The sequence below is a fragment of the Sphingobium sp. SCG-1 genome (assembly GCF_002953135.1).
GTDB lineage: Bacteria > Pseudomonadota > Alphaproteobacteria > Sphingomonadales > Sphingomonadaceae > Sphingobium.
The window spans coordinates 2,383,494-2,399,745 of the sequence record NZ_CP026372.1 but is presented as its reverse complement, the minus strand read 5'-3'; the positions used below and the strand labels follow the sequence as shown (position 1 = coordinate 2,399,745).

The following is a 16,252-nucleotide window of genomic DNA, read 5'->3' as shown; positions in this document are numbered from 1 at the left end:
CCGATACGTCCGCAGCTACAGCTTTATACGGGAATACCGCGGCGGGCCTCCCACCCGCAGAAGCACTACCGCACAAATCTCAGCCGGCTTGAAAACGCCCCGACTGGGGGGTGACGTAGCGTGACTTTCGTGACCTTCCGAGCCATTCGACCCGTCCCGGCCCACCAAACTACCGCCGGAACACCCCTGCCAGTTCCACATGCGTCGACCAGCGGAACTGCCCCACCGGCTGCACGCTCTCCAGCGTATAGCCCGCCTCGGTCAGCAGCTTCGCGTCGCGCGCGAAGCTGCCCGGATTGCAGGACACATAGGCGATCACCGGCACCGCCGACTGCGCTAGTTGCAGCACCTGTTCGCGCGCACCCGCTCGCGGCGGATCGAGCAGGATGGCGTCGAACCGGTCCAGTTCCGCCGGCATCAACGGACGGCGGAAAAGATCGCGATGATCGACCGCCATCTGCCTGCCGCCACGATTGGCACCGCTCTTCAGCGACAGCACCAGATCGCGCGCCGCCTCCGCCGTATAGACCGTCTTCCCCGCCCCCAGCAACAGGGCGAACGTGCCCAGACCACTGAACAGATCGGCGAACCGCGCCGCCGGGCCAATCGCAGGCCGCACCGCCTCCACCAGCGCCGCCTCGCCATCGGCCGTGGCCTGAAGGAAAGCAAAGGGTGGGAAAGGCACCGCGACGCCGCCGAAGCTGACGGTCACCGGGTCCGGCTCCCACCGCGTCTGCGGGCCATAGCCATCGTCGATCGTCAGCCGCGCCAGCTTGTGCGTGCTGGCAAACGCCGTCAGCGCCTCGGTCGCCGCAAGCCCCTCGACCTCAATCCCTTCCAGCAACAGGTCAACGCCCTGATCGGTCAAGGTCATCCGCACATGTACCGCCCGCCGGTCCCCTACCATGGGATGCAGCAGCGTACGGATCGGCGCCACCAGCGCGAACAGCGCCGGATGCAGCACGAAGCACATCTGCATGTCCACAATCCGGTGGCTGCCTTCGCTCGCAAACCCCAGATGGAGGTTCTTGCCGAACCGCGCGGCCCGCAGCGACGCACGGCGGCGGCTGTTCGGCGGAGAGATATGCGGAGCGTGGACCACGCCGGGCACGACACCCTGCCCCATCAGCGCCCCGATCACCCGGTCGCGCACGAAATCGGACAGGCTCTGGTCATCGACATGCTGCAACTGACACCCGCCGCAGATAGGATAATGGCGGCACGGCGGTTCGATATGATGCGGGCCACGGATCAGGCCGTTGCTGCTCCCAGCCTCCAACCGGTCGCCAGGTGCGCTCATCGGGACGTGGCGCCCGTCGCCGGTCACGCCGTCACCCTTGGCGGCGAGGCGGACGATCAGGTCGGGGTCTATGGTATCGATGGTCAGCGGCTTGTCCTTGGCTTACAGCCGGGACGCGATAGCCGCTGGCAAATGGGTAATCAATTCGTCCGCGACAAAAGCCGCCCCCGCTCGCCGCGCCGCTTCGCCATGCAGCCACACCGCCTCGCAGGCCGCGTGGAAAGGATCGCCCGTAACGGCCAGCCGGGCCGCGCAGATCCCGGCCAGCACGTCCCCCGTTCCCGCCGTGGAGAGCCAGGACGATGCGACGTGCGAAACCGCCGCCCGTCCATCGGGCGCAGCGACGATACTGTGGCTGCCCTTCAATATGACCACCGCCCCGGATTGGGCTGCGGCGTGCTGGGCCTGCGCAATCCGGCTGCCGGACAGCGCGCCGAACAACGAATCGAACTCGCCCTGATGCGGGGTGAGAATGGCGCGGTTCGGCAGAGCCGCAAATCCCAGGCTCCTCAACGCCAGCAATCCGTCGGCATCAATGACGGCGGGATGCCCCGCAGCGAGAGCAATGCGCGCCTGTGCGACAGCTTCGTCGCTTCGGCCCATTCCCGGCCCGATCAGGCTGATCGCAATGCGCCTGTCCCCGAACGCCGTGGCGGTGCCGTCCTGTTGCTGAACGATCGCATGGGGAAGGCTCTCCATAGGAGAAGCGCCGATCAGCCGTACATAACCCGCCCCGCTGTGCGCCACCGCCAAGGCCGCCAGCGCACTCGCCCCCGGCATGGCCCCACCAAGCACCGCCACGAGGCCACGGGTATATTTGTGCGCATTGGCTGCCGGCACGAACAACCTTGGCGGAGCAAGAACTCGAACAGCGGCATCTTCCACCAATATCCCGATGTCGGCACAAATCAGACGATTAAATCGAGATGCGGCAGGGTACAGAACATGCGCAGGCTTCAACGCCCCCAAAGCAACACAGATGTCGAACAGCGGAACGTCCGAAAGCAACGCTCCGTCATCGGTGCGCACACCGCTCGGCAGATCAACCGTGTAGGTAAGCCGTGCCTCTCCCGCCAATTGGCAGAGCTTCGCCGCAAGCCCATCATCAAGGCCGCGCGTCAGGCCGGTGCCGAACAATGCGTCAACCACCTGCGTCGCGGGGCGGGCAGTCAGAACGTCCTCGACGGGCCCGTTCCACAGCGCCCGTGCTTGCCGCGAGGAAGGCGTTCGGCTGTCGGCGCTGGCGGCCACTCGCACGGCCAAGCCCCTCTCGCGAAGCAGGCGGGCAATGACGAAGCCATCGCCCCCGTTATTGCCCGAACCACAGAGCACCAGCGTGTCGCGCAGTCCGCCCGCTCTCCAGACGACGTCGGCAACGGCAGCGCCGGCACGCTCCATGACGTCATATTCAGGGATGCCTGTGGCGAACAGCGCCTGCTCCGCCGCACGCATCTGCGCGGCGGTCAGAATGGGAGTTGCGCTCATTGCACCGAGGCGAAGGTGGCGGGCAAATCGTAAAGATCGCCATCCACATCGACGGCGATATGATTTGGCTCTCTTATCGTGACCCCGGCGACCGCAGCGCCATCCGCCGCAATCAGGCCCCGCCCGTCCGTGACGATCCGGAACCTGCGAAAACCCCCGTCAGGATGACGGATGGTCAGCAAATTTCCCGCTACTTCAATGCGGCACACAGGCTCCGGCTTGACGGAACCCGCCAGTTGGCAGCGAACCGTATCGGGCGCGTCCGGATCGACCTTGGCGACCGCCGCCCCACCTTGCTGATCGCAGCCGCTCATCAGGAGCAGCGCTGCGACCAGCAGGCATTCAGATGTCCGCGTAGACATGGGTTTCGGCTGTACCTCCAGGATGCGTCACAGCTCCCTGATAGGCCGGACCGACATTCTGTGCATAGCGCCAAAGCGCGCCGGCCTGATAATCGTTCCTGCGCGGATTCCAGGCTACGCGGCGTTCCGCCAACACCGCCTCGTCAACCTGAAGGTCGATCGTGCCCGCCTCAGCATCGATGGCGATGATGTCGCCATTCTCCACCAGTGCAATCGGGCCGCCATCGGCAGCTTCGGGACCGACATGGCCAATACAGAAGCCCCGTGTCGCTCCGGAGAAGCGCCCATCAGTAATGAGAGCAACGCTTTCCCCCATCCCCTGCCCATAGAGCGCGGCCGTGGTGGAGAGCATCTCCCGCATTCCGGGGCCGCCCTTTGGCCCTTCGTAACGGATGACGATGACGGAGCCTTCTGCGATGTCCCGATTCTCGACCGCCTCGAAACAGTCTTCCTCGCAGTCGAATACGCGCGCTGGCCCGGTAAATTGCAGGCGATGCATTCCCGCCACCTTCACGATCGCTCCGTTAGGCGCCAGCGAACCGCGGAGACCAACCACACCACCCGTCGGGCTGAGCGGAGTCTTGACGTCGTAGATGACCTTCTGCTCCGGATTCCAGGTAACTTCGTCGATGTTCTCGCCCAGCGTCTTGCCGCTTACGGTCATGCAATTGCCATGCAGCAACCCATTGTCGAGCATCGTCTTCATCAGCATGTAGACGCCGCCCGCCTCATGCATGTCCTTCGCGACATAACGGCCACCGGGCTTCAAGTCCGCGATATAGGGCGTCGTCTTGAATATCTCTGCAACGTCAAACAGGTCGAACGCGATGCCGGCTTCATTCGCCATGGCGGGCAGATGGAGACCGGCATTGGTCGAGCCGCCGGTCGCGGCAACAACACGCGCGGCATTCTCGAACGCTTCGCGCGTGCAGATATCGCGGGGGCGAATGTTTCGGGCCAGCAGCTCCATGACCTGCTCACCTGCCGCAACGGCGATCTCCTCACGGCTGCGATAGGGTGCCGGGGCCATGTTGCTGTTCGGCAGGGAAACGCCAATCGCTTCGCCAACGCACGCCATGGTGTTAGCCGTGAATTGACCGCCACATGCGCCATGACCGGGGCAAGCCACCTTCTCAAGGGCCGTCAATTCGGAGAGCGGACATCCGCCCGCCGCATATTGCCCAACCGCTTCGAACACATCTACGACAGTGACGTCCTTATCATGAAAACGGCCGGGAAGAATTGAACCGCCATAAACGAAGATTGACGGTACGTTGAGCCGCAGCATTGCCATCATCATGCCCGGCAGCGACTTGTCGCACCCGGCAAAGGTAACGAGCGCATCGTAGCAATGGCCACGGACGGAAAGCTCCACGGAATCGGCAATGACTTCGCGGCTGACCAGAGAGCTTTTCATCCCCTGATGGCCCATCGCAATGCCATCAGTGACCGTGATCGTATTAAACCGGCGCGGCATGCCGCCTGCGCGATTGACGCCATCGCGGCAAATGTCCGCTTGTGCGTTCAGCGTAGTGTTGCAAGGCGCACTGTCATTACCAGCCGAGGCGATGCCGACGAAGGGTCGTGCGATCTCTTCCTCGGTCAAACCCATCGCATAATAATAGCTACGATGCGGCGCGCGCTCAGGCCCTACGGAAACGTGGCGGCTGGGGAGCTTCGACTTATCGAAATTATGTGTCATGACTGGCCCTTCTATGCCGGGGCCTCTTTCCAAAAAGCAGCCGTTTACGCAAGAGCGTTACGGCAAGCTTCCAGTACAGGAGCCAGATACTGGGCAAATCGGCCCTGCCCCATCTTATCGGCAACGAGATCCTGCCGCATCTCCACGCCCAAGTAGGGTATACCTCGCGCCTCGGCATGGCGATTCATCGTCGCGTTTAAGATCGCGCCGGAATAGGGAAGCTGATCGCCGACGTTCAACCCTGCAGCTTCCAGCAGCGGTATGGCTATACGCGCGGCACGATCATCTTTATTGTACAGGATGCCGATATCCCATGGACGCGGTTCATCCCGAGAGGATAACAACGGCGTGAAACTGTGCAGGGAGAGAATGAACGGCCGATCCATCCCGTCGAGCGAAGCGGTCAGCGCAGCATGATAAGGATGGTAAAAGCGTCTCAGACGCGCATCGCGATCCACTGCCACATTGCCTGGAATGGGATGCCCGTCGCTCTCGATCGGAATAAGCCCGGCTGAGTCTTCTGCGCGATTGAGATCTATAACTAAACGGGAAACACCTGCCAAAACGGCGCCGCAGCCCGCCGCTTCGCAGAGCAACCGCGCGACTTCAGCCACACCTATATCGATGGCTATATGTTCACGGAGCAACTGTGGCGCAATTCCAAGGTCAATGTCCGCAGGCACGTGCGCGGACGCATGATCGGCAATGATGAGGACATTGCTGTTGCGCGCTGGAATGATGGTCATGATTTCGCTCATGACGATCTGATCCGCGTCGCCATGCGCCACCACTGCTTCGGGAGAGCAGACGCCGCCGCATCACGTGCAACGACGCTCTCGAACAGGGCGAAACACGTTGCGCCCGATCCGGACATGCGCGCCAAGGTGACACCCGGCTGAACGGAAAGGCAGCGCAGCACGTCATCGATCTCCGGCACCAGCAGGGCAGCCGACGGATAAAGATCGTTACGTCCATCGCTGGCCAGATCGACGAGATTCTTGGCGGCAAGCACGCCCCTGTCCTGCCGATCCCATCCCGCAAAAACAGGGCCAGTGGAAAGCCCCTTCCCCGGATTGACCAGTAACAACGGAGATCCGGACAGCCCCGCTATCTCGCGAAAGTCGATCTCTTCACCCCGCCCAGTGCCAAACAACGTACGACTTGGCAGGCAAGCCGGAACATCGGACCCAAGAGCAGCGGCGATATGCTGCATATCCGTATCGACAGACCACAGACGCGCAAGTAGCCGTAATGTTGCTGCTGCGTCCGCCGATCCGCCGCCAATCCCTGCGGCTACAGGAAGGTTCTTCACCAGGTGGATATCAGCCCCAGCCCCCGCTGGGCCATGTTTCTGAAGTGCACGTCCAGCCTGAAGCACAAGATTATCCGATTGGCTATCGAGACCCGCAGCGAACGGCCCGCTTATCGCAAGCGTTAGTATGCCGTCGCACCGGGCGGCCGCACTGAGAACATCGCCATCCTCGGCAAAGGCAAAGACGCTCTCGATGTCGTGATAGCCATCCGCGCGCCGACGCCTGACATGCAGAGCGAGGTTGATCTTGGCATAGGCTATTTCGGTGTCGTAGGCGGCGATGCTCAAGGTGCCGCAAACTCCGGCCTGAAGCCGCTGCGTACCTTGCCGTTGATCCGCGTCGCGGCATCACCTTCCGCAAAGACACGCGCAGCGGCCCAGGCATAGCGCGCTTCGTACCGGCGTCCGACAGCCCAAAGGGCATCGCCAAGATGCTCGTTGATGGTGGCGTCGCCCGGTGCCCCGGCCGCCGCCTTTTCAAGCATCGGCACCGCATTGCGCGGATCGCCTGCGACGAAATGCGCCCACCCCAGCGAGTCTGCGATCGCGGGATCTTCCGGACGAAGCGCCTGTGCTTTATGCAGCAGCAACAATGCCTCCGGCACATTCTGTCGACGTTCCACCTGCGCATACCCCAGATAATTGAGAACGACTGGCTCGTTCGGGGCAAGCGCCATCGCTTTGTCGAGAGCCACCTTTGCTTCGCTCCATCGGCCGCTACGTTCCAGTGCACTGCCTTCCAGAAGATAGAGCGACCAGGGCACCGCCCCCTTTGCAAAACGTCCCTGCGCCGCCCGATACGCGTCCACCGCAGGCCCGAACTGCTGCATTTCAGACAAAAGATTGGCAAGCTGAAGATATTGCGCCGCCGAAGCTTCAGACCGAGCAACGGTATCGCGCGCCAGCGCAAGCGCCTGTTCCGATTTGCCTGTTTGCGCCAGGGCGGCGATCTTCAGGTTGTTGGCAGCGGATGCCCATGGAGAGTCATTCTGGATCTTTCCAACCTCGACAACCGCAATGTCCGCATATCCGGACAGTACAAGCTGCCGCGCAAGGAGCAGGCGCATCTCTCCGCTGGCAGGATCGGAGATGCTGGCCAGACGCGCCAACGCAAGAGCGAGCGGTCGACTGTCTCCCTCCCCCACATCATCCGCAAGCCGCGCCAGGATTCTGCCAAAACCCTGCTTCGGCGTCAGCGCGAGTTCAGAAACCTGGCGTGCATTCGCCAACTCCAGTTTTGTCGAGCGCAATGCCGGATCATCCAGAGCAAGTAGCGCGATTGCGTCCTCACGCTGGCCAAGAGCGACAAGTCGCCTTGCCAGTGCAATCCGCAGTCCTGCGAGAGTCGATGTCTGCACGGAAAGCGCGCGCAAAATCGCGGGTTTAGCCGCCGCCACATCCTTGCGCGCCAAAGCCTGCAAAGCAACGTGTTCGTCGAGATAACGCGCTGTCAGCGCTCCAAATTGGCTTTTCTCATCAACGGCTGGGGCGGAATAAGGCCCATCTACGGTGGAAATCCAGCTTGAAAGAAACGGCGAGAGAAATGCGAAATTACCTTCGACTTTCAACCGGTCCGCCAACTTTCGTGCAGCATTCCAGTCCTTCCGGCCCAATGCATCTAGGACGAATAGCAGCGTGCCATCACGCGGTAAAACTCCGGACTGATCCAACACACGCGCCGACCGCATGGCTAGCGCCGTGTCCCCTGCCTCCAGCGCCTGCCGATAAGTCCGGAGCGCCAGCGCCACATTGCCCGGATCGGCCGCCATTGCCTCCGCATATCCTCTGACAGCGAGGTCCATGGAGCCATCTCCATCAGCCAACCGCGCCCGAGCATAGGCATCAAGCGCAGGCGTGTTGACCACCGCCCCGGCACCGCCGGGAAGCGCTGCAACGGTGATCGCGAAGGTCAGGATCAGACGCTTACATATTGGGATAGTTCGGTCCTCCGCCGCCCTCGGGCACGACCCAGTTGATATTCTGTGTAGGATCCTTGATGTCGCAGGTCTTGCAATGCACGCAGTTTTGCGCGTTTATCTGAAATCGCGGATTACCCTCATCTTCACCCACAACTTCATAAACACCCGCCGGGCAGTAGCGTTGCGCCGGCTCGTCATAGAACGGCAGATTGTAACTGATCGGTACGGCAGGATCTTTAAGTTGCAGATGAACCGGCTGATCTTCCTCATGATTGGCGTTCGACAGGAACACCGAAGAGAGACGATCGAAGCTGATCACCCCATCGGGCTTGGGATAGGCGATTTTGCTGCAATGTTCCTTGCGCCAGAGCTTCTCATTGTCTGGCTTGTGCTTCAGCGTGAAGGGCAACCCAATCTTGAGCTGCCGCATCCACATGTCGATGCCCGCTAACACGGTGCCGATGCTGTTGCCATATTTCGCCAATAGTGGCTCCGCATTGCGGACCTGGTTCAATTCGGTGGCGATCCAGCTTGAGCGCACCGATTCGCCATAGCTGGTGAGTTCGTCGCCTGCCCGATCCGCCTGCACCGCCGCGAAAGCCGCTTCCGCCGCCAACATACCGGATTTCATCGCGGTGTGCGTGCCCTTAATACGGGGTACGTTAACGAAGCCGGCCGAGCAACCAATCAACGCACCGCCAGGGAATTCCAGCTTGGGCACCGACTGCCAGCCGCCTTCGTTGATGACACGTGCGCCGTAAGACACGCGGCGACCGCCTTCCAGATATTGACGGATCGAAGGATGCTGCTTCCAGCGCTGGAACTCCTCGAACGGATAGAGATGGGGATTGCGGTATCCCAAGCCCACGACAAAGCCGAGCGCGACTTGCCCATTGGCCTGATGGTAAAGGAAACCGCCGCCATAGGCATCCGTCAGCGGCCAGCCCTGCGTATGAATGACGAGGCCTGGCTGATGCTTTTCAGGGTCAATGTCCCACAATTCCTTCATGCCGAGGCCGTAGGTTTGTGGGCTGCAATCGGCCTCCAGATCGAACTGTCGCTTCAGTATCTTCGTAAGATGACCGCGCGCGCCCTCTGCGAAGAAGGTGTATTTCGCATGCAGCTCAAGGCCAGGCTGCCAGTCGCCCTTGCGTTCGCCTTCGCGAGATATCCCCATGTCTCCAGTCGCGACCCCCTTCACGGAGCCGTCATCATTGTAGAGGATTTCAGCAGCGGCAAAGCCTGGAAATATCTCGACGCCCAGCCCTTCGGCCTGTTCTGCCAGCCAGCGGCACAGGTTGCCGAGTGACCCAGTGTAGGTGCCATCGTTGCTCATGAACGGCGGCAGCGCCAGATGCGGCATCGAATACTGTCCCTTGGCGGTGAGCACCCAATGGCGATTGTCAGTGACAGGCACATCAGCAAGCGAACAGCCGGATGTCCGCCAATCGGGAAGAAGCTCATCCAGCGCCTTTGGATCGATCACCGCGCCGGAAAGAATATGCGCGCCAATTTCCGAGCCTTTTTCCAACACGCAGACTGCCAGTTCACTGCCCGCTTCATTTGCCAACTGCTTCAGCCGGATCGCCGCACTAAGCCCCGCAGGCCCGCCGCCCACAATTACGATGTCATACGGCATCGATTCCCGGTCACTCATCCCATACCTCCTCAAGGATACCACTGCCCTGCACGGCGTGATGGTTCCGCTGCTTCGTTTGTCAAACGCCGCAGATTCGCATCCGGCTGGCGCTTTCCAAAAACGTCCTGACAGATTGGGCGATGACTTTTCTTGACGCGGTCGTCAACCTCTGTGCCTTAGCGGGTTATGGATTTCGCGGGGGAATCACAAATAGAGGTTTCAGTCGATACGCTGATCGACTGGTGGGATTTGGCCGGTGTCACTCAGGCTGTGTCTGAAATACCGGTAAATTGGCTCCAGCCTCCTCGTCCCGCCGCTATATCCGATATGCCGGTCGAGCGGGCGGTCCAGCTTCCCACCGCATCATGGCCCGATACACTAGAGGCGTTTCAAGGCTGGCTGGCGACCGATATGGGCCTGCTGGAAATGTCTTGGCCGCAGCTATCCAGTCGGACACGTCGAGCAGTGCCAACAGGTGAGGCGGCGCCTACCCTCATGGTCATCAGCGACATGCCTGACCCTGAAGATAACGAAGCCGGAACGCTATTGAATGGCGAGGCAGGTAGGCTTTTCGATGCCATGATGGCAGCAGTCGGCTTGAAGAGATCGGATATCTATCTTTCCTCGCTGGCGGTTCTACGGCCGGCTGGGGGCATATTTTCCGACAGCGATGCCGCCCAATTGGCCGATCGGATGCGCCATCACATCGCTCTTGTTGGCCCTCGTCGGTTGCTACTGCTTGGCGACAAGACGAAACATGCACTTTTGCAGACGGTTGACGCGGGGAACGCCATTGGTTTACGCCCCCTTAACCATAAAGGGGGCAGTGTGGACAGCATCGCGACATTACACCCGCGGCTCCTGTTGAAGCAGCCTGCCGCGAAAATGGGGTGCTGGCGCCAGTTGCAACTTTTGATTGAGGCTCTGCCTGCATGATCCGCGCTTCCCTTGCTTCATTGGCCTTGTTGAGTACAACAGCGATGGCGACCCCCGCCTTTGCCGCGCCGGATGATCTTCTTCCTATAGAACCGCTCACGGCTCTCGCTACTCAGCCTGTGCTGACTGGAGACGCGAGATACACTGCGATCTTCGCTGCGTTGGATGGCCAACGCTGGGCCGACGCAAAGGCGCAGATCGCGGCTTTGGGCGAAGGTGATGTCATACGGCCCTTCGCTCTCGCGCAGCTTTATCTGGCGAAAAATTCTCCCAGGGTCGAATTGTTCGATCTTCTGGAATTGGTAAATAAGGCATCGTGGTTGCCGCAGGCAGATCAACTGAGCCGCCTCGCTCAAAAGCGGGGCGCACAGATCCTGCCGACCCTTCCACAAGTGCAGAAGCTCGTCTGGCTAGGCGCTGCTCCACGCCGCGAATATGTCGCTTCGGTGAAGACTGACCTTGTCGCCCAAGCGCTTGGCACGAAAGTCATCCCGCTCATAAAGGCTGACAACCCGGCCGCTGCGGAGTACGAGATCACGGCTGTAGAGCCGATGTTGACGCCGGAAGGACGCACCGAATGGCGTCAGCGCGTCGCCTGGTCCTACTATATTGAAAACGACGATGCCAACGCACGCCGCCTAGCAACCATTGCACTTTCCGACAACATTGGCGGCGACTGGGCCGTGCAGGCGCACTGGACGATCGGCCTTGCGGCATGGCGGCAGAATGATTGTCGGGCGGCAGCGCCTTCTTTTGCGAATGTGGCTGCGCTGGCTGGCAACACCGATATGCGAGCAGCGGGAGCCTATTGGGCAGCACGCGCTTACATGAACTGCGGCGAACCGGCGAAGGTTGCCAATCTGCTCAAGACTGCGGCGAAGGCGGACGAGACATTCTATGGCATGCTGGCGCGCGAAACGTTAGGTATAGCCCAGAACGTTGCCATGACTGCAGTTGGCAATAACGGGTTGCCGAGCGTGCTCAAGGACGTGCCCAACGCTCAAGCCGCAGTGACTTTCGCAAAGATCGGTCGCGACGATATGGCCGACATGGCTATCCGCTATCAGGCGAGGCTTGGCGGCAATGCGCAATATGATGCGCTGCTGAAGCTGGCGGGGGCGCTGAACCTACCTGCAACGCAGCTTTGGCTCGCTCATAACGGACCGGCGGGTCAGCAACCCGCCACCTCCGCGCGTTTCCCTGCGCCTAACTGGAAACCTGGTGGCGGATGGCGGGTCGATCCCGCGCTCGTCTTCGCGCACACATTGCAAGAGTCTGGTTTTCGCGCCGATGCCGTCAGCAGTGCAGGGGCGCACGGCCTGATGCAGGTGCGCACGGGCACCGCTGGCGATGTGGCAGGAGGGAACGTCACCACGGCGCAATTGCATACGCCGTCCATCAACATGGAATATGGGCAGCGTTATCTGGAGCAACTGCGCGATATGCCCGCGACGGGTGGCCTACTGCCGAAGGTTATGGCCGCTTACAATGCCGGACCGACGCCTGTGGAGCGCTGGAACTATCAGGTTAAGGATGGCGGCGATCCGCTCCTCTTCATTGAGTCCCTGCCCTACTATGAGACCCGCGCTTACGTGAACATCGTGATGCGCAATTATTGGGTATATCAATTGCAGGCCAAGGGTAGCGCCGATTGCATGACGGGAATGGCGCAAGGCATGTGGCCACGATTCCCAAGTACCAAGGGCACCACGCTGGTGCGGCTGGGTGCGGGCGGGAAAGTCGCCAGTGCCTATTGACGAGAGTGTTGCGTTCATACCCGTTCGCATCGCCGTCCTCACTGTTTCCGACACCCGCAGCCTTGCAGAAGACAAGTCTGGCGATACGCTAGTTCATCGGATTGAGACTGCCGGTCATACAATTGCGGCGCGTTATATCGAACGTGATGACAAGGACGCCATCGTCTCGCATCTTCATGCATGGATCGATGACCCTGAAGTTGACTGTGTAATCACAACTGGCGGCACGGGCGTCACCGGGCGCGATGTAACGCCTGAAGCGCTAGCTCGCGTGCAGGACAAGGAAATTACGGGCTTCGGCGAGTTGTTCCGTTGGCTAAGCTACGAAAAGATCGGCACGTCCACGATACAGTCGCGCGCGACCGCCTGCGTCGCCAGGGGCACCTATATTTTCGCGTTACCTGGCTCGACCGGTGCTGTAAAAGACGCTTGGGACGGGATATTGATTACCCAGTTGGACAATCGTTTCAGGCCTTGCAACTTTGTAGAGTTAATGCCCCGATTGCGCGAGCGGTAAGCGGGCATTCATCCGACATATCCTTATGTGTATCGATCAGACTTCAGGGATATCTAAAATATGAGCCATGCCACTTTGCTGTTTCGCGCTGTTCCGCTGATGGCGATCGGCCTACTACCATTGGCGGCGCCGGCATCCGCGGCGGGTGATGCGGCTGCGGGAAAGAAAGCATTTCTCCAGTGCCAGATGTGTCACAGTGTCGAAAGCGGTGGCCGTGACGGAATCGGCCCGAATCTGTCAGGAATTATAGGAAAAAAGGCCGCCAGCAGACCCGGCTTCAAATATTCAGAAGCCCTCAAGAAATCACAGATCACATGGAATGCCGCGTCTCTAGATCCCTGGCTTAAGAAGCCGTCCGCGACGGTGCCGGGAACGAGAATGATCTATGCCGGTATGAACGATGCTGCGGCGCGCGCCAATGTGATCGCATATCTTGCTACGTTGAGGGCGAAGTAGAGGAATATACGCCTAGTTGAGGTTTAGGCCCGGCTTGAATCCGGCTTCAATGATGCTCTGAGACAAGCTTAATTGGGTGGCCATATGCTATGTGCCGCCTGTGGCCACCCGATGAGCCGCTGTCAGGCTAGCTGCCCGTGGCAATGCTTGTACTTGAGGCCCGAACCACAGGGGCAAGTCGCGTTGCGGCTAATGTCCTGCCCCTCGAAAAGGTTACCCATTGCGGCCCCCACCTGAGGACGGGGCAGTGTCGTCGTCACGAACCCCGAAGGGCCGCCATCACGGTCGGCGCTGTCATCCTCCCCGGTGAACGGATCGATATGAGTGGTGATGAAGTCGGGCAGCACCGGTAGATCGAACTGCGGCAGCGGATCGCTTTCCAGCCGGAACTGAACCCGCGCGATCGTCTGGGTCACATCCTCGCGGATATTCGACAGCATCCGCTCGAAGAGAGCAAAAGCTTCCTGCTTATACTCGTTGATCGGTGTCTTCTGTGCATAGGCCCGCAGGTGGACGACCTGACGCAGGGCATCCAATGTGGAGAGATGCTCTTTCCAATGATGGTCGAGGCTCTGGAGCAAGATGTTCTTTTCGACGCCGTGCCAGCTTTCCGCATCCATTTCCGCGATCTTCTCGGCAACCTGCGCGTCGGCCAGTTCTGAAAGACGCGTCTCCAGCACTTCGGGATCGACCGCATCTTCGTTCAACCAGCTATCGATGTCAGGCTCGATACCGAGAATCTCGGCACTACGCGTCTTGAGGCTCTCGACATTCCACTGCTCGGGATAGGTACCGGGCGGGCAGGCGTCTGCGACAATGTCGTTCACTGTCTCATGGCGCATGTCGATCACCACATCGTCCACCGTGCCGGCGTCCATAATGTCCGACCGCTGTTCGTAGATGACCTTGCGCTGGTCATTCATCACGTCGTCATATTCCACGACCTGCTTGCGGATGTCATAGTTGCGCGCCTCAACCTTTTTCTGCGCGGTCTCGATAGCCTTGCTGAGCCACTTGGAACCAATCGCCTCGCCATCGGCCATGTTATTGTTCATCATGCGGGCGAACAGCGTGTCCGGGCCAAAGATGCGGAGCAAATCATCCTCAAGGCTGAGGTAGAAACGCGAGAGACCCGGATCGCCCTGACGGCCCGACCGACCCCGCAGCTGATTGTCGATGCGGCGGCTTTCATGCCGCTCGGTGCCCAACACGAACAGGCCGCCCGCGGCGAGCACTTCGGCCTTTTCCGCCTCTATTTCAGCTTCGATTTTGGTAATCGCCGCATCCCGCTCCGGGCCTTCGGGCGTGTCGGCGAGTTCCTGTTCGATCCGGAATTCGGCATTGCCGCCAAGCTTGATGTCAGTGCCACGGCCCGCCATGTTCGTTGCGATAGTGACCGCGCCCTTACGGCCCGCCTGCGCAACGATATACGCTTCCTGCTCATGGAAGCGTGCGTTCAGCACCGCATGAGCGACACCCTCTTCCTTCAGGAAGTCGGACAGCATTTCGGACTTTTCGATCGACACGGTTCCGACCAGAACCGGCTGGCCGATCTTTGCTTTCTCGCCAATGGCCTTGGCAATCGCGCGGAACTTGTCCTGCGTATTCTTGTAGAATTCGTCTTCCTCGTCGATCCGCTGCACCGGCACGTTGGTGGGGATCGTTACGACGTTCATCTTGTAGATTTCGAAGAACTCGGTCGCTTCCGTCGCGGCAGTGCCCGTCATCCCCGAGAGCTTGGGGTACATACGGAAGTAGTTCTGGAAGGTGATGGAGGCGAGCGTCTGGTTCTCCGGCTCGATCTCGACGCCTTCCTTAGCCTCGACCGCCTGATGCAGACCATCGGACCAGCGCCGTCCGTCCATCATGCGGCCGGTGAATTCATCGATGATGATGACCTTGTCGTCCTTCACGATGTAGTCGATATCTCGGCGGAACATCATCACCGCGCGCAGCGCCTGATTGACGTGATGGACGACCTGCGTGTTCTCGAAGTCGTAAAGGTTCGTGCCTTCGATCAGCCCCGCCTGCTCCAGCAGACGCTCGATCTTCTCGGTGCCGTCCTCGGTCAGCGTGATGTTGCGCTGCTTCTCGTCCTTCTCGTAATCTTCGTCGGAAAGCTGCTTCACGATCAGATCGACGGATCGATACAGATCGGACTTGTCGTCCGTCGGCCCGGATATGATCAACGGGGTGCGCGCTTCGTCGATCAGGATCGAGTCCACTTCGTCGATGATCGCGTAGTTGAAAGGCCGCTGCACCATCGATGCACGGTCATACTTCATATTGTCGCGCAGATAATCGAAACCGAGTTCGTTGTTCGTCGCATAGGTAATGTCGGCGGCATAAGCCTCGCGACGCTCATCCTCGCGCATGTTCGGCACGATGACGCCCGTGGTCAGGCCAAGGAAACGATATACCTGCCCCATCCAGTCGCAGTCGCGCCGTACCAGATAATCGTTTACGGTGACCACATGCACGCCCTTGCCTTCAAGGGCGTTGAGATAGGTTGCCGTGGTCGCCACCAGCGTCTTGCCTTCACCGGTACGCATTTCGGCGATCTCGCCCCGATGCAGGACAATGCCGCCCACCATCTGTACATCGTAATGGCGCTGACCAAGCGTGCGCCGTGCAGCCTCACGGACTGTCGCGAATGCTTCGGGCAGAATATCTTCCAGCGAACTGCCGCTGGCGAGTTGCTCGCGGAATTTGACGGTGTGGGCGGCAAGGTCTTCATCGGAAAGCGCGGAAATCTGCGGTTCGAATGCAGCGATCTGATCGACCGTCTTCTGCATCGACTTCACATAACGTTCGTTGGATGATCCGAAGATCGTTTTGGCGAGTGCGCCGAACATGCGATTTCCTAT

General features: G+C 60.2%; 13 protein-coding genes. 4 read left to right on the top strand and 9 right to left on the bottom strand.

Annotated features, from left to right (window positions below):
- Positions 1–169: 169 nt before the first annotated feature.
- The 8 genes from C1T17_RS10985 to C1T17_RS10950 all read right to left on the bottom strand — a co-directional run bounded on the left by C1T17_RS10985 (position 170) and on the right by C1T17_RS10950 (position 9,737).
- Entirely contained in the window at positions 170–1,381 is a 1,212-nt protein-coding gene (locus C1T17_RS10985) for a class I SAM-dependent RNA methyltransferase (RefSeq protein ID WP_104953480.1), read from the bottom strand.
- Between the two features lie 21 nt (positions 1,382–1,402).
- Positions 1,403–2,785 carry an NAD(P)H-hydrate dehydratase gene (locus C1T17_RS10980; protein ID WP_104953479.1) on the bottom strand — a complete coding sequence of 461 codons (1,383 nt, stop codon included), beginning with the start codon at positions 2,783–2,785 and terminating at the stop codon, positions 1,403–1,405.
- Complete coding sequence (locus tag C1T17_RS10975; RefSeq protein ID WP_104953478.1) at positions 2,782–3,147, bottom strand: hypothetical protein; 366 nt, start codon at positions 3,145–3,147, stop codon at positions 2,782–2,784. Before C1T17_RS10975 ends, C1T17_RS10980 begins: the two co-directional genes overlap by 4 nt.
- Entirely contained in the window at positions 3,128–4,849 is a 1,722-nt protein-coding gene (gene ilvD / locus C1T17_RS10970) for a dihydroxy-acid dehydratase (RefSeq protein ID WP_104953477.1), read from the bottom strand. The genes C1T17_RS10975 and ilvD overlap by 20 nt, the downstream gene beginning before the upstream one ends.
- Positions 4,850–4,893: 44 nt before the next feature.
- The gene (locus C1T17_RS10965) at positions 4,894–5,607 is read right to left on the bottom strand and encodes an N-formylglutamate amidohydrolase (protein ID WP_104955160.1); all 714 of its coding nucleotides are present in this window, start codon (positions 5,605–5,607) and stop codon (positions 4,894–4,896) included.
- Positions 5,604–6,449, bottom strand: a complete 846-nt coding sequence (locus tag C1T17_RS10960; protein WP_104953476.1) for a 4-(cytidine 5'-diphospho)-2-C-methyl-D-erythritol kinase — start codon at positions 6,447–6,449, stop codon at positions 5,604–5,606. The genes C1T17_RS10965 and C1T17_RS10960 overlap by 4 nt, the downstream gene beginning before the upstream one ends.
- A complete protein-coding gene (locus C1T17_RS10955; RefSeq protein ID WP_223262546.1) occupies positions 6,446–7,963 on the bottom strand; it encodes a hypothetical protein in 1,518 nt (505 codons plus the stop codon). Before C1T17_RS10955 ends, C1T17_RS10960 begins: the two co-directional genes overlap by 4 nt.
- A 121-nt stretch (positions 7,964–8,084) precedes the next feature.
- Positions 8,085–9,737, bottom strand: coding sequence for an electron transfer flavoprotein-ubiquinone oxidoreductase (locus C1T17_RS10950; protein WP_104953474.1), 1,653 nt, complete (start codon positions 9,735–9,737; stop codon positions 8,085–8,087).
- A 168-nt stretch (positions 9,738–9,905) separates the two neighbouring features.
- On the opposite strand from C1T17_RS10950, the gene C1T17_RS10945 reads away from it, so the two are divergent.
- Genes C1T17_RS10945 through C1T17_RS10930 form a run of 4 tightly spaced genes read left to right on the top strand, consistent with a single transcriptional unit; the run spans position 9,906 to position 13,385 of the window.
- Complete coding sequence (locus C1T17_RS10945; protein WP_104953473.1) at positions 9,906–10,655, top strand: uracil-DNA glycosylase family protein; 750 nt, start codon at positions 9,906–9,908, stop codon at positions 10,653–10,655.
- A complete protein-coding gene (locus C1T17_RS10940) occupies positions 10,652–12,412 on the top strand; it encodes a lytic transglycosylase domain-containing protein (RefSeq protein WP_104953472.1) in 1,761 nt (586 codons plus the stop codon). Before C1T17_RS10945 ends, C1T17_RS10940 begins: the two co-directional genes overlap by 4 nt.
- Entirely contained in the window at positions 12,402–12,929 is a 528-nt protein-coding gene (moaB, locus tag C1T17_RS10935) for a molybdenum cofactor biosynthesis protein B (RefSeq protein WP_104953471.1), read from the top strand. Before C1T17_RS10940 ends, moaB begins: the two co-directional genes overlap by 11 nt.
- Positions 12,930–12,989: 60 nt before the next feature.
- Entirely contained in the window at positions 12,990–13,385 is a 396-nt protein-coding gene (locus tag C1T17_RS10930) for a c-type cytochrome (protein WP_104953470.1), read from the top strand.
- 122 nt (positions 13,386–13,507) lie between these two features.
- On the opposite strand, the gene secA is transcribed toward C1T17_RS10930, so the two are convergent.
- Positions 13,508–16,240 (bottom strand): preprotein translocase subunit SecA, encoded by a 2,733-nt coding sequence (gene secA / locus C1T17_RS10925; RefSeq protein WP_104953469.1) that lies wholly within the window; start codon positions 16,238–16,240, stop codon positions 13,508–13,510.
- Positions 16,241–16,252 lie beyond the last annotated feature (12 nt).